14 protein-coding genes and 1 pseudogene are annotated in these 19963 nt (G+C 73.3%); 8 read left to right on the forward strand and 7 right to left on the reverse strand.

The genetic code is table 11. The features are described from left to right. Positions 1–3: 3 nt before the first annotated feature. Positions 4–5505 (reverse strand): trypsin-like peptidase domain-containing protein, encoded by a 5502-nt coding sequence (locus OG553_RS35380; RefSeq protein WP_331727755.1) that lies wholly within the window; start codon positions 5503–5505, stop codon positions 4–6. 31 nt (positions 5506–5536) lie between these two features. Next, positions 5537–6058 (reverse strand): CU044_2847 family protein, encoded by a 522-nt coding sequence (locus OG553_RS35385; protein WP_331727757.1) that lies wholly within the window; start codon positions 6056–6058, stop codon positions 5537–5539. 456 nt (positions 6059–6514) lie between these two features. On the opposite strand from OG553_RS35385, the gene OG553_RS35390 reads away from it, so the two are divergent. Then, a complete protein-coding gene (locus OG553_RS35390; protein ID WP_331727759.1) occupies positions 6515–6766 on the forward strand; it encodes a hypothetical protein in 252 nt (83 codons plus the stop codon). Further along, positions 6763–7821, forward strand: coding sequence for a hypothetical protein (locus OG553_RS35395; protein ID WP_331727762.1), 1059 nt, complete (start codon positions 6763–6765; stop codon positions 7819–7821). The genes OG553_RS35390 and OG553_RS35395 overlap by 4 nt, the downstream gene beginning before the upstream one ends. Positions 7822–8002: 181 nt before the next feature. On the opposite strand, the pseudogene OG553_RS35400 reads toward OG553_RS35395, so the two are convergent. The 5 genes and pseudogenes from OG553_RS35400 to OG553_RS35420 all read right to left on the reverse strand — a co-directional run. Next, a pseudogene (locus OG553_RS35400) lies at positions 8003–8175 on the reverse strand (ATP-binding protein); the annotation flags it as partial. A gap of 321 nt (positions 8176–8496) precedes the next feature. Then, positions 8497–9054: a hypothetical protein gene (locus tag OG553_RS35405; RefSeq protein WP_331727765.1), complete on the reverse strand. Its 558-nt coding sequence runs from the start codon at positions 9052–9054 to the stop codon at positions 8497–8499. Further along, positions 9051–10010, reverse strand: coding sequence for an alpha/beta fold hydrolase (locus OG553_RS35410; protein WP_331727768.1), 960 nt, complete (start codon positions 10008–10010; stop codon positions 9051–9053). Before OG553_RS35410 ends, OG553_RS35405 begins: the two co-directional genes overlap by 4 nt. After that, positions 10000–10866: a hypothetical protein gene (locus OG553_RS35415; RefSeq protein ID WP_405983225.1), complete on the reverse strand. Its 867-nt coding sequence runs from the start codon at positions 10864–10866 to the stop codon at positions 10000–10002. Before OG553_RS35415 ends, OG553_RS35410 begins: the two co-directional genes overlap by 11 nt. A 91-nt stretch (positions 10867–10957) precedes the next feature. Next, complete coding sequence (locus OG553_RS35420; RefSeq protein ID WP_125594457.1) at positions 10958–11146, reverse strand: hypothetical protein; 189 nt, start codon at positions 11144–11146, stop codon at positions 10958–10960. A 476-nt stretch (positions 11147–11622) separates the two neighbouring features. On the opposite strand from OG553_RS35420, the gene OG553_RS35425 reads away from it, so the two are divergent. The 6 genes from OG553_RS35425 to OG553_RS35450 all read left to right on the forward strand — a co-directional run bounded on the left by OG553_RS35425 (position 11623) and on the right by OG553_RS35450 (position 19839). Continuing rightward, a complete protein-coding gene (locus OG553_RS35425; RefSeq protein ID WP_125594456.1) occupies positions 11623–11823 on the forward strand; it encodes a hypothetical protein in 201 nt (66 codons plus the stop codon). A 107-nt stretch (positions 11824–11930) separates the two neighbouring features. Beyond that, on the forward strand, positions 11931–15014 hold the full coding sequence (locus OG553_RS35430) for a lantibiotic dehydratase (protein ID WP_331727782.1): 3084 nt from the start codon (positions 11931–11933) through the stop codon (positions 15012–15014). Continuing rightward, positions 15011–16324: a lanthionine synthetase C family protein gene (locus OG553_RS35435; RefSeq protein WP_331727784.1), complete on the forward strand. Its 1314-nt coding sequence runs from the start codon at positions 15011–15013 to the stop codon at positions 16322–16324. Before OG553_RS35430 ends, OG553_RS35435 begins: the two co-directional genes overlap by 4 nt. 22 nt (positions 16325–16346) lie before the next feature. Further along, a complete protein-coding gene (locus tag OG553_RS35440; protein ID WP_331727787.1) occupies positions 16347–17327 on the forward strand; it encodes a thiopeptide-type bacteriocin biosynthesis protein in 981 nt (326 codons plus the stop codon). Positions 17328–17347: 20 nt separating this feature from the next. Continuing rightward, positions 17348–19162: an ABC transporter ATP-binding protein gene (locus OG553_RS35445; RefSeq protein ID WP_331728679.1), complete on the forward strand. Its 1815-nt coding sequence runs from the start codon at positions 17348–17350 to the stop codon at positions 19160–19162. Next, on the forward strand, positions 19150–19839 hold the full coding sequence (locus tag OG553_RS35450; protein WP_331727790.1) for a GNAT family protein: 690 nt from the start codon (positions 19150–19152) through the stop codon (positions 19837–19839). Before OG553_RS35445 ends, OG553_RS35450 begins: the two co-directional genes overlap by 13 nt. The last annotated feature ends 124 nt before the right edge of the window (positions 19840–19963 follow it).

The following is a 19963-nucleotide window of genomic DNA, read 5'->3' on the forward strand; positions in this document are numbered from 1 at the left end:
GGGTCAGGCCTCCGGGGGATCCGTGGTGAGGAGCAACGTGTAGCCGCCCGCCGGGCCGTCCCGGCGGCCTTCGACCAGCAGGGTGCACTCCCCCGCCGGGGGGAGGTCGACGGGGCCGACGCGGCACCGGCGTCCCTCCGGGAACCGGCCGGCCGCCAGGACCTCGCCGCCCGGGCCGCGGAGGGTGGCCGTGGGGTCGAGGTCGATGCCGCCGGCGACGACGTCGATCGTGGCGCGGCCGCCCCCGCCGTCGATCCGCCACTCCCGGGAGCGCCCGGCCTGTACCGCGTCGAAGGTGCGCACGCCGGGCGGCAGGCGGGGCGGGCCGCCGACGCGGGCGGGGAGCCGCGCGGAGGCCGCCGGGGGAAGGGCGGAGCGGGTCAGGGGTACGACGGTCGGGGGGCCTCCCCCAGACTCCGTCCGGGGGGACCCCCACTCCGGCGGCGGATTGCCGAGCGGGTCGCAGCCGGGCTCGATCAGCAGCGCCGACCGCTCGGCGCAGGTGAACCGGTGGATCCGCCGGTTCTCGTACGCCCACGCCACGAGCTCCGCCGTGCCGTGCAGGCGCCGCAGCCGGATCCCTCCCCCGGCGGAGGCGGACACGACGGCCATGCCCGAGGCGTCGGCACAGCAGGCGAGGGCGGTCACCGCCCCGGCCCCGTCGCCGAATTCGCGTACGACCTGACCGGTGGCCACGTCCCAGACGAGCACAGCGCCGTGGTCGTCGCCGGAGACGGCGAACCGGCCGTCCGGCGAGAAGGCGACCGTGCGGACGCCGGCCGTGTGCCCGACGAGGACGCTGCGGCTGCCGTCATCCGGACGGCAGAGGGCCACCGTGCCGTCGGCGGTGCCCACGGCGGCGGTCCGGGCGTCGGGGCCGAGCGCGATGGCGAGCACCGCCGACTCGTGCCCGAAGCGCCGTAGGACCGCGCCCGTCCCGGTGTCCCAGACGATGCTGCTGGCGTCCTGCGAACCGGACACCGCCAGCCGTCCGTCGTCGCTGACGGCGACGGCGTCGACGGTGTGGTTGTGGGCTTCCAGGCTGCGTACGAACTCCCCCGCGGCCACGTCCCACAGGATCACCCGGTGATCGGCCGAGCCGGAGACCGCGACCGTGCCGTCGGGGGTGAGGGCCACGCAGCGTACGGCCTCGGTGTGTCCGCTGAGCAGCCGGGCCTCGCCGGTGCGCAGTTCCCACACGGTCAGCGGGAGGACATCGGTGGCGCAGACCGCCAGGCCTCCGTCGGCGCTGACCGCCAGGCCGTTGGCGTCCTCGTAGCCGCGCCACCGTGCGGTCGCGGTACCGCCGTCGAGGTCCCAGAGGGTCATGGCCCCGTCTTCGCCGCCCGTCAGGGCGGACCGCCCGTCCCGGGTCGCGGCCAGCGCGCGGGTACCGCCCGCCGTGGGCAGGACGCGCACCACGTCGCCCCTGCCCGCGTCCCACACCCCTGGCTCGGCGTTGCCCGCGGCCGTCCAGGCGCGGCGTCCGTCGGCGCTGAGCGCGGCGGCGGTGGCGGGCCTGCCCCGTCCGCCGAGGTGATGGACCTCACCGGTGGGGAGGTCCCAGGTGAGGGTGGCGCCGTCGCGGGTACTCAGCAGCGCCCTGCTCCCGTCGTCGGAGAGGGCCACGGCCCGTACGTCGAGTCCGGCGCCCTCCAGCGGCTCGTCCCGTTCGCCCGAGGGGAGGTCCCACAGGACGACCGTGCCCTCGTCGTCGGCCGACAGCGCGGTCCGCCCGTCGCCGCTGACCGCGACGGACCGGACGCGGGCCGGGTGTGGGCCCAGGCGGCGGTGCCGACGGCCCGGGCCGGTCCAGAGGTGGAGTTGCCCGTCCCCGTCGCCCGCCAGCAGCGTCGTCCCGGTGGTGTCGACGGCCAGGCAGGTGGCGCCGCCCCGGTGGATCCGGCGCCACTGCGGGACGCCGACGGGTGGGCCGGCGCAGACCTCGCCTGCGGCGGTGGCGACCAGGGCGGTGGTCCCGTCCCCGCTCAGGGCGGCCGCGACGACGGTGGCGGGGTGGACGCGCCCGCCCGGGTCCGGGGCGCCGGGGCCGGCGGGGTGTCTGCTGAGCACGCCGGCGGCGGACAGGGCCAGCGCCGTGCGGCCGTCGCGGCTCAGCATCACGTCGGCGACGGGCCCGCGCCGCCCGCCGGGGTCCGCGAGGCGGCTCGGCGTCCTGTCGGCGGCGTCCCACAGGAACAGGGCGCCGTCCGTGCAGCCGACGAGGGCGAGGCCCGCGTCGCCGCTGAGCGCGAGGGCGGCCGCCGGGGCACCGTGGCCGCCCAGGTCCGACAGGGAGCGGCCGGAGCCGGTACGCCACGCGGAGACGCTGTGGTCGTCGCCGGCGCACAGGACCGTCTCCCCGGTGTCGTCGAAGCCCACCCCGTTGACCGCACGGCCCACCTCGAACCGGTGGAGGAGGCGCTGCCCGTCCGTGTCCCAGACGGCCACGGTACGGTCCGCCGCACCGGACACCACTCGGCGCCCGTCGGGGCTGAAGGCCACGCTCCAGACGCTCGCGGTGTGCCCCGGCCCCGGCCGGGACGGCCCTTCGGCCCGGCCGGTGCGCAGGTCCCAGACGCGTACGTCCCGGTCGGCGGAGGCGGAGGCCGCGCGGCGGCCCGCCTCGTCGACGGCCACCGCCCGGACCGGGCCCCGGTGGCCGGTCAGGGTGCGGATCGGCCGTCCGGTGGCCGTGTCCCAGATCCGGACGGTGCCGTCCGCGGAACACGTGGCGGTCACCTCCCCGTGACCGCCGACCGCCACTCCGGCCACCACGTCGCGGTGCCCGACGAGCCGGTGCAGGACCCGGCCGGTCCCGGTGTCCCGGACGAGTGCCGTGCCGTCGGCGGAGGCCGAGACGGCCAGCAGGCCGTCCGGGGTGAGGGCGACCGCGAGGACGGCGTCCTGGTGGCCCTCGTACCGGCCGAGGATCCGGCCGGTCGCGACGTCCCAGCGGATGACGGTGCGATCGTCGGAGCAGGACACCGCGGTGCTCGCGTCGGCGGACAGCGCCAGTCCGCGCACCGGGCCGCTGTGTCCGCGCAGCGTCCGTACGACGCGCCGCGCGGCCGCGTCCCAGACGAGTACGTCGTGGTCGCTCCCGGCGGAGAGGAGGAGCCCGGCGCGCTGGGTGACGGCCAGGACGGGGGCGGTGTGGCCGTGGCGCAGCTCGTCGCGGAGGCCGGGCCGGTACGCGACCTCGGCCAGCGTGCGCAGGGCCGTGCCCGACGGGTGTTCCAGCCGTGCGGCGGTGATTGCGAGGGCCAGGGCGGTGGTGGGCTCGTCGTGCCGGACGGCGCGGGTGGCCCACAGGATGCTGCGGGACTCGTCCGCGTTGCGCCGGGCGTGCCAGGCCTCCTCCTGCGCGCGGTCGAGCCGTTCGGCGCTGGCCCGTACGTATTCCAGGGCGGGTCCGGCCATGAGGGCGGGGCGCTGCACGCACCAGGCGCGGGCGGCTTCGGTGATCGACTTGGGCAGCAGGAACTCCTCTCGGCGGTCGTGGCCGGTCCAGAGCTGGAACGCCGGTGCGAAGTCGGCCGCGTACCAGTCCGAGAAGGCCCGGTGGTGGCGGACCCAGTCGGTGAGGCGGGGCCAGGCCTCGATGAGCGCCTCGTGGGCGATCTCCACGGCGGGGCGGCCGCTGACCGGGTCGCCGCGCAGGACGAGGAGCCGCTCGCGTACGAAGGTGGCGACCACGGAGCGTGCGACGGGGTCCCATTCACCGAGCCAGGCGCGCCGGGCTGTGAGGGCGGAGGCCGAGGCGTCGCCGATCTGCTCGGCGGCGACGAGGCGGACGAAGACGGCCGGGGCCGCGTCCCGTTCCTCGTCGGTGAGCTTGTCGCTCCAGGTCTCCTCGGCGGCCCGGTACACGGCCCCGGCGACCCCCTGCGCGGGGTTCACCTCCGCCGAGCCGTCCTCGCGGCCGGGGCCTGCGGCTCCCCCGCTCCCCAGGGCGAGATAGCCGTCGAGGCTGAGCACGCCGGTGTCGGCCTCGGTCTTCCAGAGCTGTTTGAGCGTCAGTTCCAGCAGGGGCAGCGCGCCGGGCCGTCCCCGTACGTCGGCGATCAGGCGGTCGGCCAGCTCCCGCTGCACCCGGCGCAGCTGGAGGCGGGCGGGTTCGACGATGGCCTGGCGGAGCTCCTCCGCGGTCATGGGCAGGACGGTGACCTGGCCGCGGGTGAGGGCGTCGGCGAGGCCCGCGTGGCGCAGGGCCCGGCCGTAGAAGTCGGCGCGCAGCGCGATGACGACGACGGCGCCGTGGTCACGCAGCGCGAGGAGGACGTCGGTGAAGTGGTCCGCGGTCCGCTCGTCGGTAGCGGCGTACAGGCGCTCGAACTGGTCGACGAGGACCAGCAGTCCGGCGGGTACGGCCCGGGAGAGCGCGGCGGCGGCCTCGCCGGGCGGCATGCCGCTCAGCCGCTCCGGGACGGCCTCCGGCGGCAGTGGACGGGGCTCCTGCGGCGGGCCGGGGTCCGGCGGGCAACCCGGGCCGAGCGCCGCGGCCAGGCGCGCGAGGGCGGCCCGTCCCTCGGCCGTCACGGCGCCGGGGGTCCGCCCGTCCCGGGGTTCCGAGGCGGGGCGGCCGGCGGCGAGGGACCGGACGAGCGCGGGCAGGGGGTCGGTGCCCGCCACCACGTCGCAGCGCAGCCGGCGGCCGAGGTCGCCCGAGGTGCCGGTGAGGGCCTTGGCCAGTCCGGCGTGGAGCAGGGAGGACTTGCCGGAGCCGGAGTTCCCCACGAGGACGGCCCTGCGCTCGCGGGCCAGCGTCCGGGTCAGGCGGCGTACGGCGTCGTCGCGGCCGAAGTAGAAGCGGGGGTCCTCGAAGGCGTCCAGCCCGAGGTACGGGACGTCCTCGGGCAGTCCCAGTTCGGGACACCGGGCACGGATGGTGGTGACGGGCCCCATGAACGCCGTACGGGTCAGCCGGATGCCGGGGTCGGCCGGCACCGCGAAGCGCCCCCTGTCGCCCGCTCCCGCGACGACGCGGCGGACCCCGATGATGCTGGTGACCATGCCCACGGCCACTTCGTGTTCGTCGTCCCAGACGGGTGCGCCGCTGAAGCCGAAGGTCACCTGGTCGCTTTCCAGCACGTGAACGGGGTGTCCGTTCTCCGTGGTGGAGCCCGGCACGACGAGGCACCGGCCCGAGAGGCCCTCGACGGGCTTCGCCGCGGGGAACCCGAAGGTGCGCAGCTGCCGGTCGGCGGCCGTGTCGAGGGCGCCGAGCAACAGGGCCGCTTCGGCGGGGGCTTCGGGGACGCGGAGCACGGCGACGTCCTCGCCCTCCGGCTCGCCCCACCACTCCTCGACGACGGTCCCCCGCCAGCGCGCCCCGTCGGCGTGCCGGACGAGTGCGACCTCCCGGCCGGGACCGGACCCGGCGTCCACGACCACGTGGGCGCAGGTGACGACGAGCCCGGCGGCCGCGATGAAGCCGGCGCCGCAGGTGGCGCCGTCGTCGCCGACCACGCGGACGATGCCCTCCCGGAGCCGGTCGGTCATGCTGGTCCCCTCCCTCCGCCGGGTCGCCGTGCTACGCCGTGTCCGGTGCTTCGCCTCCGGGTCCCCGCTGCTGTCCGGGATCGGTTCCGGGAGCGGGAGCGGAATCGGTTCCGGGATCGAGAGCGGGATCGGGATCGGGAGCGGAATCGGGAGCGGTTTCGGCTCCGGGGTCCGGGACGGGGCCGGCGGTATGCCCGTCGCCGCGCGTGCCGACCGCGTTCCAGACCAGCCTGACGCCGTAGTTCATCTCGCCTGCCACCTTGGTGATGACGAAGTTCCCCGCCTCCCCGCTGGCTTTGAGCCCGAAGGTGATCTCCGCCTGGTCCGGGGGCACCTCCAGTCCCCGGACGGCGTTGACGAACACCCGGGCGTGCACGGCGAGGACCTGGCCGACGGCCCGCTCGAAGGAGTCCTGGGCGACGGCGACCCCGTCCTGCAGCCGCCCCCTGAGGCCGACCTTCTGGACACCGGAGAACCCCGACAGGTCCTCCTTCTCGCTCTCCAGGAACACGGTGGTCCCGTCGGAGTCCTCGAACCGCAGATAACTGGCCATCGGCTCCCCCTGTCAGCGGTGGGACCATGCTATGAACGCCGGGGCGGCCGGGGCAGGGTCCCCGAGGTTCGGCCGGCCGGCGCGCGGTGGTGCAACGGCGCGCAGCGGGGGCGCGCACGGAGCCGGGAATTCGCGATCACACAAGACTGCCGCGGATGGCCCCGAGCCGGAACCGCCGGCGAGAGTGATCACCCGGGACGCTCGCGTCCGGCGGGGCATCCGTCACCCCGAATACGGCTTCCACCCGGGCGTGGGGCGGGTGGTTGACGGAGAAATCTTCGGACGTCCTCGCATCTCCCCCGACGCCCTAACCTCCCTGTGTCATCGCTTACTTGAACACTCCACTATGCGTCCCGAGCGGATGCGCCCCCGGTACGGCGGTGGTTCAGTGGAGGTGGGGAAACAATCCGCAATCAGGACTCGGGGCGATGGAGACGACCGAGGGAGGCCGTGGCCATGAACACCTTCAAGCTGGGTGAACCTCTGGACCAGAGCGGTGAGGGCTTCCACAACATGGCCCCGCCCGTGGTGTTCAGCACCCAGGCGACCGGATTCGTGGAACTGAAGACCCCTGAGGAGCTGCGCGCCTGGGAGGTGGCCCTGCGCACCACCACCGGCATGGAGATCTCCGCCGAGGCGCTGGCCGGCCACACCTGTGAGACGGGGTGCGGGCCCAACTGCTGCTGCGACAAGTGCGACGCGGCATGATCCTGGCCCTGTCGTACCACGAGGACCTGCACGCCATCGCCGTCCAGCTCGCCGTCCGCGCCCGTGGCGAGGAGTTCCACATCGTGGAATGCGACTCGGTGAGCGGCAGGCCGGGCCTGTCGTGGGAGCTGGCCGGAGTGCTACCGGAAGACGGCACGGGCTCCGGCTCCTCGGCCACCGTGCTGACGTCGGAGGGCCGGACGGTGGCCCCCGGTGAGGCGGAGCTGCTGTGGTGGCGCCGCGCACGGGCGGACCAGCTCACCATGTCCGGCGTGACGTCGGGTGACGGGGAGGTCGGTGCGCAGCAGGTCACCCTGGTGAACAACGACTGCCGTGGAGCGCTGGCGGGCATACTGGCCGCCTCGTTCCGCGGCGAGTGGATCTCCCCGCCGGAGGCGACCGACCGGGCGGGGGACAAGGTCTACCAGCTGTGGGTGGCCCAGCAGGCCGGATTCCGCGTGCCGCGGACACTGATCACGCAGTCGCGTGACGAGGTCGTCGACTTCACGCGCGAGGTCGGGCGGGTCATCGTCAAGCCCGTCGTGGGTGCGCCGGGCCCTTCCCTCCTCACCCAGTGGATCGACGACCCGCTGTCGCTGCCCCCGGAGTCCTTCGCGGTGTGCCCGGCGACCTACCAGGAGTACGTTCCGGGGCGGCACCACATCCGGCTCAACTGCTTCGGCGACCGGATGTTCGCGGCGCTGATCGAGACGGAGGAACTGGACTGGCGGCCCGACCTCCGCGTCCCGATCAGGCGCTGGCCGGTCCCCGAGTACCTGGCCCGGCTGGTCCGCACGACCCTCGACCGGCTGGAGCTCCCGATGGGGGTGATCGACCTGAAGCTCACCCCCGAGGGCGAGCCCGTCTGGCTTGAGGTCAACCCGCAGGGGCAGTTCCTGTTCCTGGAGCCGATCACCGGCGAGCCGCTGACGGAGCACTTCGCGGACTATCTGGTCGACACCGCAGCGAAGACCGCAGGGGCTGCGACGCCTGTGGCGGACGCGCCCCCCACAGCGGCTGCGACGCCCGTGGCGGCGGGCGGCGGTCGCTACTGATCAGCGCCCGCACAACACGCGTCAGGGCCTGCCACGACATCGTGAACGGTTGACGGGCGGCCCCCGCGGGGAGCCGAGAGGAACGATGGCCCACCGAGCAGACCGGGCGAGAGCAGCCTGGCCTGTTCCGCGGCACCGAGCACCGGGCAAGGCCTTGGGTGACCAGGTCAGCCCGCGGCAAGCCGCCGAAGGTGAGGCGGTCGTCGATGGCTGCGGAGAGCCGGGGCCGGTGGAGGTCTTGGTCCAGACGGAGAAGGACTCGTTGGCGGCGATGGCGACACGGTTCTCCTCCTCGCGTTCGGTCGGGACCTGGACGAGGAGTTCGGCGCCGCGGCGGGCGAGTTCCATGTAGCCGTCGACCTCGCCGCCCTCCCCGCCGGGGCCCTGTTCCGCCTCGAAGACGACGCCGCCGTCCGGCTCACCGGGTGGCGCGACCCCTGCGTACGAATCGACAGCGTCCGGCCGCGGCTGATCGAACAACCGCGTACTCGCACCGCGGCGACGTTGAGCCGAGCCCCGATTGCACCGACCCGGTCGCTCGGGACGGCCGGGGCCGCGCGGGCAAGCGCGACAGCTGTCTCCCGAGCGTGGGGTGTTCTGCTCCCTCGACGCCCTCAGTACCGCACTCGAAGACCGGATCTGACGTTGACGCCCACTCCTCCCCGAACCAGATCGTCAGCCGTGTTCGGGGGGCGAGACGAACACGCACTCCGGAGTGACGCCCTCGTCGTAGCCCGCCGCGCTCATGATCATGAACTGGAATCCGTCCGCGTCCGGGTGCCGCTCGTTCGTACGCGTACGGAGCCAGTCCCGCAGGATCCCGTACGCCGGCTTCTCGGCCGGGTCGGGCAGGCCCTGCGCCGCGTGGAAGGACAGTTCGCGGCACAGGTCGAGGACGGCCTTCTGCTCACGCCGCTCGGGAAACCAGACCATGTGCCGGGCCCTCCGTTCCGCGATGCGCGAGACGATCTCCCAGTCGGAAGCGCTCCCCCGCCTCGTCGGGCGGTACAGGAGGTGGAGGTCGTGCATGACCGGGACCGGGGCGAACAGCCGCCAGTCGGGCAGGATCAGGCCGGTCCGGTCCAGGGCACGGAGCCGGTCGAAGACGCGCAGCGGGTGCTGGCTCAGGGCGGTGGCGGCCAGGGCCGCCCCCAGGACCACTTCCACCGCCAGGGCGATGTGGGGCCGTGTCCTGGTGGCGGTCCCGCCTCCGCGGTGGAACATCTGGCTCATCGCGGCAAGTCTCCGTCCGGGAGGCCCGCGCAGAACGCGGTGATGATGGATGCCGCCCGCGTCGCGCTCTCGCGCGACAGCAGCAGGTGTCCGGGCCGGGCGCCCGGCACGACGTGCCCTGCCACGGAGCCGGGCAGCGGGAGCCGGGGCGTGCCGGCGGCGGAGACCAGACAGACCGGGGCCGCGGAGCGGGCCAGCACCGCGGGGGTGACCGTGCCCAGCTCGCCCATGGTGGTGCTCTCGTGCCTCCCCGTCCGCCACGTGCGCTGGTCGCGGTACTGGTCCTCGCACCGGGCGCGGACGTTCTCCGGCAGGCCCGCCACCCAGTCCGGGGTGGTGAGGAGCCCTCCCCACCCCAGGCGCAGCGACCACAGGACCAGTGGGGAGATGCCGCCGTGTCCGCTCCCGTCGGTGGACGCCACCCCGTCGGGCCGCATCACGGGTTCCAGGAGGACGACGCCGGCGACCCGGCCGGTGAGGCGTTCGGCGGCCCGCACGGCCAGACCCGCCCCCAGGGCATGGCCGACCAGAACCAGCCGGCGCTCGCCACAAACGTGTCCCACGAGGTCGACGAGGTCCTCGACGGCTCGGGCGGTACGGGGCGTGCCGCCGCGGGCCGGGCGACTGCGTCCGTAGCCGGCCCGGTCGTAGAGCAGGTGTGGCGCCATGCTGCCGGCCGAGGTCAGCGCGGGGGCCAGCCAGGCCCAGTGCTCCATGGTGGCCAGCGAGCCGGTCGCGAACACGAACACCGGTGACCGCGGGTTCGCCGGGTTCTCGGGTGGCGTGTCGGCGAAGCGGTACGCGAGTTCGTTGCCCGATCGCACCGTCACCAGGTGTTCGTCACCGCGCCCGGTGAGGATCCGGCGGCGGCGGGCGGCGCGATCGGCGAACCCGGCCAGCGCGGCCGCTCCGATGCCGCCGGCCGCGATCCGGACGACCCTGGCCTCAGCAGACATCGCCGGACCTCGCCGAGATCCGACGCGCGGTGTAGAGGATCGCCGGATAGGTGGCGACGAAGGCGAAGAGGAAGCGGCCCAGGCCCATGGCGCGCGCGTTGACCAGGTGGAACAACGTACCGGCCGAGACGAACACCGGGGCGTACCTGCCCCGGCCGAGGAAGTAGAGGAGCCCGAAGCCGCACTCGCCCAGCACCACCGCCGCGCCGGCCGTACGCGCGGTACGCGGATGCGTGCGGACCAGCTCGAAGGCCTTCCGGTCGCCGTACGTCTCGGTGCGCAGCACGCCGGGCAGGGCCTCGCCGGATCGCCACTCGGCGCCCGCGAGCTTCGAGTAGCCGGCGACGGTGTACGCCAGGGTCGACTGGGCGGCGATGTACCAGAGGCAGGCGTCCGTGACCCGGGGGCCGCCGCCCGCGAGGCTTGCCAGCGCTGACGCGGCCTGGACCTGGAAGAGCAGTTGCTCCGAACCGTCCGACTGGACGGTGTGGTGCCGGTGGGTGACCGCCGAGGACACCGCGAGGAGGGCCAGCGCCGCCGAGCGCGTCGTCCGGCCGGGTCTTGCCACGAGCAGGGTCACGGAAGCGGCCAGCCGGACCGTTTCCAGGAGCTGTTCCGTACGGCGTCCCGATGAGGCCTTGACCAGCGCAGAGAGGAGCTTCGCGTCCACGGGGATCCGCCGGCTCATGAGATCGCCGCGCAGGACCGTGCCGTCGCGGTGATCGGCGCGTGCCGATACGAGGGCTTCGAGGGAGCCGACGACTGCGGCGGCGGCCGCCAGGCGGTCCGTCAGCCCCAGTGCCGTCTCGGGGCGGGTCGTGCTCGCGGCGTACGCGGCCCTGAGCGCTCGGAACATGTTCACCTCGTCGGTCGGAGTCTTCCTCGGCAGTGCGGCAATGACGAAGCGGCTGCCCGCACGGTGCGTGCGGGCAGCCGCCGTGCGGGCGTCAGACGCAGCAGGGGAACTTGTTCACGACCAGGTCGCCGCCCGCCGCGGAGCGGTCGCCGGACGCCTGCACCGCGTAAGAGGCGCCTTCGGTCTGCTCGGTCCGCTCCGCCGCGGCGGCGGGACCAGCGGCCAGGACGCCGACCGTGAGAACGCCGCCGGCGATGGCGAGAATGCGGGATCGGTCCATTTTCATGCTCCATTCTGAGGCTTGTTCAACGCGAACAAGAACGGGGTTCGGCAGACGCACGCAATTGGCGCGAGAATTCACCGAAGAAGAGGAATCCCACGCGGATCCGGACTTGATGCCCCGACGGGACAGATCGAGTCACCGGCAGGAACCCCGGTCCGCTACGGCAGCCACAGTACGCGTCCGACGAGGGCGTTGTTAATGACCGGAGAGTAACTTGAGGTAGATCTGAGGCTCACCTGAGGTTCTCACAAATGCGCAGGTCAGAGGTGTGAAAGAATTCGGAATTCTCAGTTCCGGCGAAATAATCAACCCAACCCAGAGTAATCTCTGCACGGAATGAAGGATTCAAGATCCCGGATCCTCAACTCTTGCTCAAATGAATTGAGCCAGCCCCGATCCATGAACAAGACTCGAATCCAGAACGACCCGGGGAAAAACTTCTCCGGGGTCGCACCATCAAGAGGAGAATTGTCATGGCTGTCGCCACCCTCATGCCCGCCACCGCTGCCGACCTTTCCGACTTCGACCTCGAGCTCGACCTCGCGGTCTCCGCGGAGCTCGACGCCTCCCTGCAGCCGATGGCGGGCTTCACCAAGATCACCTGTGGTTCGAAGTCGGCGACCTCCACGATCATCAGCTGTGTGGACGAGCTCGGCCCGACCTGCTGCGCCTGACGCCGAACACGTACCGGGGCCAGCAGTGACGGGGCGCCGCACCCGGCAGGGTCGCGGCGCCCCGGCGCTCTCCCCCCTCACACCCCACTTCCCGGAGGCACCTCGCCATGGCATCGCAACCGGACTTCTCCGCCACGGGCCCGATGCTGCTTCGGCTGGCCGCCCTGGAACGCGGAGCCCTCGACGTTCCGCTGCCGCGCCCCGACGCAGCAGGTTCCTTCGCCGACGAGGACCTGACCTCCTACCTGCGCGCGCTCGCGGCCCACCCCGTCTTCCGTGAGACCGTCGAGGTCTCCAGTGGCTCTCTCGCCGCCCTGCTCCGCAAGGTCGAGTCGGGTGCGCGGGTCGAGCGCAAGCACCTGCTGAAGGCCTGCCTGTCCATGTCGCGCTACGCGCTGCGCGTCACCGGCAGACCGACCCCCTTCGGGCTGAGTGCCGGTGTAACGGCGCTCCGCAGTGCGGACCGCGCACGTGCCGTCATCGACGGCCCCGGGGACAAGCACGTCAGCCTCGACGCGGGCTGGTTCGCCGCACAGGCCAGGACCTGGCTCGAAGAGCCGCGCCTGCGCCATGCCGCCGACGTACTGGTCAACGACCTGTGTTTCCTGCGGGGAGACCGGCTGGTGCTCGGGTGCGGCCGTGACGACTACCGCGGCCGCGAGGTGACGGTGCGCGCCACCGCCTTCGTCCGCTGGGTACTGGACGAGGCCGCCTCACGCCCCGTCAAGTGGGCGGCTCTGCTCGACAAGGCGGCCTCGGCCCATCCGGCCGTGGACCGGGAACGGCTGGACGCGGTCCTGCTCCAGATGGCACGCACCGAATTCCTGCTGACCACGCTCGCCCCGGAGTCCCTGGACGAGAAGGCCCTGGCCCATGTCCTGGACCTGCTGGGCGAGGACGGTGCCGAGGGCCGTCGGCTCACCAAGGTCCTCGGCGCCCTCGAGGAATTCCGGAAGGCTCCCCCGGGCGGCGGCGCCGGCCTGTGGCACGCCGTCCACCTGGCCGCCGGTGTGACGGGCCCCGACGCTTCCGTGGCACAGGTCGACCTCGCCATGACGGCTGACGTCGCGGTCCCGCCCGCCGTCACCGAGGAAGTGGAGAGGTACGCCTCCGCGCTGTGGAACATGACCCCGCAGACCGAGGTCTACGCCCACATGCGCGAGTACCGCGAAGCCTTCATGGACAAGTACGGCGAAGCGGGAGCCGTGCCGCTCCCCGAGCTGATCGACCCTCACACCGGGCTGGGCTTCCCCCGGGGCTACAGCAGCCCGCCGGTCTCCCGCGACGCGCGCCTCGCCGCGTACGAGGGGAACAAGGACGACACGCGGGACGGCCGCCGCCTCGAGGTGCTCGGCCGGCTGATCCAGCGCGGAATGCTCAGCCCCGACCGGGAGATCAACCTCAGCCCCGCGGATGTCAGGGCCCTGACCGCCGGCCACGGAACGCCGCCCCCGCCGGCCCTCGAACTCACCTTCCAGCTGCTGGCGGACCGCACCGGCAGCCTGGACCGCGGTGACTTCACGCTGGTCGCCGCCCCGATGATCGGCTCGGCCACCGCCGGAGCCTCGATGGGCCGCTTCGCCGCCATCGCGGGCATCGAGCAGCCGCTGGGCACCCTTCTGCGCGCACCGGCCCTTGAGGGCATCACGGCGCAACTGGTGTTCAAGCCGCTGAACTCCCGGGCCGGCAACGTCACCCAGGCCGGCCGGCTCGTCCCGTACGAGATCGTCGTGGGCGGGATGCCCGATACCGGCTCCCCCGCCTCCCTCGACTGGCGCGACCTCCTCGTGGCCGCCGACGGTGAGCGGCTCCTGCTCGTGCACGCGCCCACCGGGCAGGAAGTGCACCCCGTGGTCCCCAGCATGCTCAACCTGGAGACCCACGCGCCCAATCTCGTCAGGCTGCTCGCGGAGATGAAGCACTCCGGCGCCGCCCGCATCCTCCAGATCTGGGACTGGTCCGGCTTCGGCGCCGCTCCCTGGCTCCCCCGGGTCCGCCTGGGCAAGGCCGTGATCTCGCCCCTGCGCTGGCGCCCCAGCCTGGCGATGCGCGATGGCGCCCACTCCCCCGGAGCCTTCCTGACAGCGCTGGAGGAATGGCGGGAGGAGCTCGGCGTGCCCGACCGGGTGTGTGTCTCCCAGGCCGACAACAGCTACGAGATCGACCTGCGCGAGCCGTTCCACCAGGAGCTCCTGCGCAGGGACGTCACCAAGGCCCAGGTGAGGATCACCGAGACGATGCGTGCGCTCGGGTCCTACGGCTGGGCCGGCGGACGGGCGAACGAGATCACGGTCCCGCTGGTCGCCCGCCCGCGGCCCGGCACGACCCGCACGGCGCCGCCGCCCAGCCCGGTGCCGGCCGTGCACCACTCACCCGGCGGAGAGTGGTTCTACGCCGAACTGTCTGCCGTACCGGAGACGCACGACGAGTTGATCTGCACCCTCGACGAGATGCTCCGGCCCCTGCACGGACAGCTGGACAGCTGGCACTACGTGCGCTTCCTCCACCCGGAGCCGCACGTACGCCTACGGGTCCGCTCGTCGGATCCGGGTATCGCCGCAAGCCTCCAGGCACAACTGGAGCAGCTGCGTGTCCGCAGGCTGATCAGGGCGTTCCGAGTGTGCCCGTACGAGCCGGAAACGGCCCGGTACGGCGGTCCGGACGTGATGGGCGACGCCGAGTCCGTGTTCTGCCTCGACAGCCAGACGGCGGCAGCGGAACTGCGGCTGCTGCGGAACGGGCGGGGACCGTCTCGGGAGCAGCTGGCCGTGGCCAACTACGGCCTCATGCTCGACGCCCTCGTACCCGGGGAATGGCCCGAGTGGATCGGGGCGCTGTTCCCCAAGTCCACCGACGGTTCGCTGCCCCGGCGGCTGATCTCGGACACCGCGCGCCTGGTCGTCCCGGGGGCGACCGCCCGCAACCTCGGACAGGCCCTCGCCGCGCCGGGCCTCGGCGAGGCCTGGCGGACGGCGCCGGCCCTGGAAGCGGTGGCGACGAAACTGGACGCCACCGCGCGCCGGACCGGCAGCCAGGCCGCCCGGCGCCGGGCGGTCCTCAGCTTCCTGCACATGCAGCACAACAGGCTCGTCGGCATCGACCGGCCGGCCGAGCTGCGCACCCTGACCCTGCTCGCGCACATCGCGCGGGCACACACCGACCGTCTCAAGCACCACGGGGGACAGCGATGAGCGAGCAGACCCGCCTGACGGCACGGGCGGTGGCGGACGCCCTCGCCGACCGCCTCGCCGACCCCCGGGCGATCCCGGTCGGCGACCTTCCCGGAGAGTCCCGCCACGTCAACGTCTCGGAGGTCGAGGCCGGGACGCTGGGCCGCGGCCATTCGGGCATCTCGCTGCTCTTCAGCAGCCGGGCCACGGGAAACTCCGCCGCCGCGGCCCACGGGCACCTCCAGCGCTGTTCGCAGCTCCTGCGCAAGCTGCCGCAGCCCGGGATCGGCATGCAGGCCCACCTCACGGGGCTGGGGTTCGCCATGCTCGCGGCCCGCACCGCCACCGGCGGCTACGGCCAGGCCCTGGCGCAGCTGGACGGACACATATGCCGGGCGGCCGAGGTGCTGTGCGCCCCTGCCACAGCCGGGTCACGCGAGCTCGACCGGTTCGACGCCATCAGCGGCCTCACCGGCATCGGCCGCTACCTGCTGCTGCGCGGCGAACCGGTCGTACGGACGACGGAGAAGGTGCTGGACCGCCTAACCTCCATGGCCCTCGAAGGGACGGGCCCTTCCGCTTCCGCCGGCGGGGACCTCCCCGCGTTCTGGGCGGACGAACCCCCCTCCCCCTACTTCGCGGCCGACTCCGACGTGGCGCGGCACGGCCATCTCAACCTCGGGCTGGCCCACGGGATCCCGGGACCCCTCGTACTGCTCTCGCTCGCCCACGCACAGGGCATCCGCCGGCCGGGGCTCCCGGAGGCGGTGGAGCGGCTGTCGGGCTTGCTGGTCGACTGGGTCCAGTACGACGCGTACGGCCCTTTCTGGCCCGGTTACCTCTCCCGGAGCGAGTTCCTGACGGGCACCCTCGCCGCACCGCGCACGCGCCAGTTCCGCTGGTGCTACGACGTCCCCGGCGTGGCCAGGGCCCTGCAGATCGCCGGCCGGGCCACGGACCGGTCCGACTGGACCGCCCTCGCCGGCGAAGCGGTGGCCGCGGCACTCTCCGTACCCGTCGAAGAATGGGGGGAGACGGGCATGGGCGTGTGCCACGGCTGGGCCGGTGTCCTCCACCTCCTGGGCCACTTCACGGACGGCCCCCACGCCACGGCCGTCAGGGCCGCCCGGGACGACATCGCGACGCGCATCACGGACGGCTTCGACGAGGCCTTCCGCTTCGGCTACCGCCCCGCCCACGCGGACAACCCGCACGGCGGCGACTACCCGGGACTGCTGGACGGTGCGGCCGGGATCGCCCTGGCACTGGATTCCTACGCGGACGAGGGAAGGCAGGCGTTCCCCTGGGACGCCGCCTTCCTGGCCGCCTGACCCGGCGAGGAGCTGGCACAGCATGAGCGCACAGCACACGTTCGACCCCTGCGCCCTGCGGATCGGGCCGCACGCGGAGCCCTTGCCGGGGTTCCTCCGGAGGGCCGCCGACGAACTGGAAGGACACGGCACCCACGACCCGCTCCTGGTCGAGGCGATCGAGGCCCTCCTGGCCGGCGGTCTGGACGCGGTGCACGAGAGGCCGGGCCGGCCGCAGTGGGCGGAGTACCGGTTGCGCCTGCCCGCCGCCACGGGCGAACCGGATCTGTACGCGGCCCTCGGCGACCTCGCACGGCAACTGCTGTCCACGGAGCACGCCGAGGACTTCTTCTTCATGCACAAGGAACCGGGCATGCGGGTCCGGTTCCGGTTGCCCGCATCCGGCGGGAAGCCGGAGGAGACGGTCGGGGTCCTCGACGCGGCCATGGCCGAATGGCAGCACCGGGGGCTGACCGAGGCCTGGTCACGCGCGGTGTACGAACCGGAGCAGCACCTCTTCGGCGGGCCGGTGTCCATGGCGAGCGTGCACCGCCTCTTCACCGCGGACTCCCTCGCCTGGGCCGAGCACTGGGCCCACCGGCCCGAGGACCGCAGGCCCGCCTGGGCGATCTCCCTGGTGATGATCGAGGCCCTGCTCGACGGGCTCAGGATCGTGGGATGGGAAGACCGCGACGTCTGGGACCGCCTGCGCCGACAGGCCGGGCGGAGCCTCGCAGGCGATGAACCGGAAGGCTGGGGCGAGACCATCGCGAAGATCCACCGCGTGTGGTCCGAACCCGGAAGGCTGGCATCCACCACCCGGCCCTGGAACCTGCCGTACCCCGAAGCGTTCGCGCGTGCCGCCCGGACGGAATGCCCGCGCTGGCTCGCGGAGTACTTCGCCTCCCCCGAGGCGTACGTCGGGCCGCGGGAGGCCGCCGCCTTCTTCATCGTCTACCACTGGAACCGCGCGGCACTCCCGTTCAGCTGGCAGTGCGCGATCGTAGAGGCGCTGCTCCGGTGACCGACCGTCAGGGAGTGAGAATGACCGTCACCGCCGACGCCGCAAGCGGTGCGCCCGGAGCGGGGAAGGCCCCGCCTTCCGGCGCGTCGCCCGCACGCCGGGTGGCGAGGCTCTTCCGGCCCCACCGCGGGAGGATCCTCCTGATCGTCGCGCTGGTCGTGGTGGACACGGCCGCGTCGGCCGGCTGGCCCTTCCTGCTCAGGGAGATCCTCGACGCCGCCCTGCCACAGGGCGACATCGGCCTGCTGACGCTCCTGGCGGCGGGGATGGTGCTCGCCGCGGTGGTGGCGAACGCTTCCGGGGTGTTCCAGAACATGTTGTCGAACCGCGCCGGCCACGAGGTGATGCACGAGCTGCGTTCCAGGACGTACGAGCACGTCCAGGGCCTGCCGGTGAGCTTCTTCACCGCAGCCCGCTCGGGCGACCTCCAGTCCCGCCTCACGAGCGACATCGCCGGCATGGAGACCACCCTCACCTCGACGCTGACCTCCGTGCTGTCCAACGGTGCGAGCGTCCTCGCGACCCTGACGGCAATGCTGCTGCTCGACTGGCGCATGACCCTGTTCGTCCTGCCGCTCCTGGCCGCGTTCGTGGCCGTGAGCCGGTGGGTGGGTGCCGAGCAGCGGAGCCTGACGGACGACCGGCAGCAGCGCGTGGCGGACATGACCGGGATGATCGAGGAGTCGCTCTCCGTCTCCGGGGTGCTGCTCCGGCGCAGCATGGGGCGCGGCAGCTCGACGGCCGCCCGGTTCCGCGAGGCATCGAGGCGGCTGGCGGCGGTGTCCTTGAAGACAGGGCTCTCGGGACAGTGGCGGATGTCGGCACTGGGCATCCTGATGGCCAGCGCCCCGCCCCTGTTGTACTGGGGGGCCGGTGTCATCGCGCGGGCCGAGGGGTCCCTCCCCTCCACGGGAACCCTCGTCGCCTTCGTCGCCCTCCAGCAGGCACTGGTGTGGCCGGCCACGCAGCTGCTGTCGACGGGGGTACGGCTCCAGGCCTCGATGTCCTACTTCAAGCGCATCTTCGAGTACCTCGACGTGGAGAACGACATCGTCGAGAGCGAACGGCCGGTGGTCCTGCGGGAGACGCGGGGCGAGGTCCGATTCGACGGTGTCGGTTTCGGCTACGCGGCCGGGGGCGCCTGCCTGTCCGAGGTGGACCTGGTGGTCCCGGCCGGCAGCCATCTGGCGGTCGTCGGCGCCACCGGCTCGGGCAAGACGACCCTGGGCCATCTCGTTTCGAGGATGTACGACGTGCGGGAGGGGACGGTCCGCATCGACGGTGTCGACGTACGGGACGTCTCCTTCGCCTCGCTGGCCAACACGGTGGGTGTGGTCGCGCAGGAGCCGTTCTTCTTCAACGAATCCGTCCGGCGGAACCTGCTCTACGCCAAGCCGGACGCGGACGAGCAGGAGCTGTACGCCGCGGCACGGACGGCCCGGATCCACGAGGTGATCCTCGCACTCCCTGAGGGCTACGACACGGTCCTCGGCGAGCGCGGGCACCGGCTGTCGGGCGGCGAACGGCAACGGCTCGCCCTGGCCCGGACGCTGCTGCGCAGACCGCCGGTCCTGGTCCTCGACGAGGCCACCAGTGCCCTCGACGTGGAAACGGAGGCCGCGGTCATGGCGAGCCTGGAGAGCGCCGCGCGCCGGGTCACCCGCATCACCATCGCGCACCGCCTGTCGACCGTGCGCAACGCCGACCGGATCATCGTCCTCGAACACGGCCGGATCGTCGAGAGCGGCCGTCACGAGGAACTGACGGACCGGGGCGGCCGCTACGCGGAGCTCGTCGCGGCCCACGAGAACGGAGCCCTCGCATGGACCCGGTGACCTTGGCCGACGAGCGGCTGGTCCTGAGGCCGATGCGCCCGTCCGACGCCGGGCACGTGCTCGCCGGATGGCAGGACGAGACGGTGCGCCGGTGGACCGAGGTGCCGGCCGAGCCCACGCTCCGGCACGCGCGGGCGTTCGTGGAGGTGGTGTGCGCCCAGGGCTGGCAGGACGCGACCAACCTGATCTTCGCCGCCGAGCTGAAGCGGACCGGCGATTTCGTCGGCTCGCTGGGCGTGTTCGGCCTGAGCTGGGCCGGCCTGTCCGAGCAGCTGGCGTGGGTGGGCTACTGGACCGCGGCCGGCCAGCGGGGTCGTGGCCACACGTCGGCGGCCCTGCGCATGATGTCCGCCTGGGCGTTCGGCGCCCTCGGCGTCGACCGGCTGGAGGCGGTGGTGGAGGTGGGCAACCACGCCTCCCTGGCCTGCGCGGAGCGGGCGGGCTACGTCCTGGAGGGAACCCACCGGGCCCGCACCGTCCAGGGCGGCTCCCGCCGCGACGCCTGGGTCGCGGCCTTGCTCCCGCAGGATCTGGACCGGCCCTCGTCCGTCCCGTACCCGTGCGCTGCGCCCGGGCCGCCGCATCCTGTCGGCCAGTGGCCGGCGCGCATCGGCCCGGTGGCCGGCGCTGTTGGCGACAGCCCGCCCGGAACGGGCACGGTCCGGGTCACCGGATAGGCCGGTCGCGCGGCGGCTTGCGCCATCGGCCGGGCTCCTCAGCGGGGCAGGGCCGTGATCGCGGCGCGGGCGATCGCCCTGGTCTCCGCCGATCGCCCTGGTCTCCGCCGCACAGGTGGAGGCG

This window comes from Streptomyces sp. NBC_00158 (genome assembly GCF_045160885.1).
Classification (GTDB): domain Bacteria; phylum Actinomycetota; class Actinomycetes; order Streptomycetales; family Streptomycetaceae; genus Streptomyces.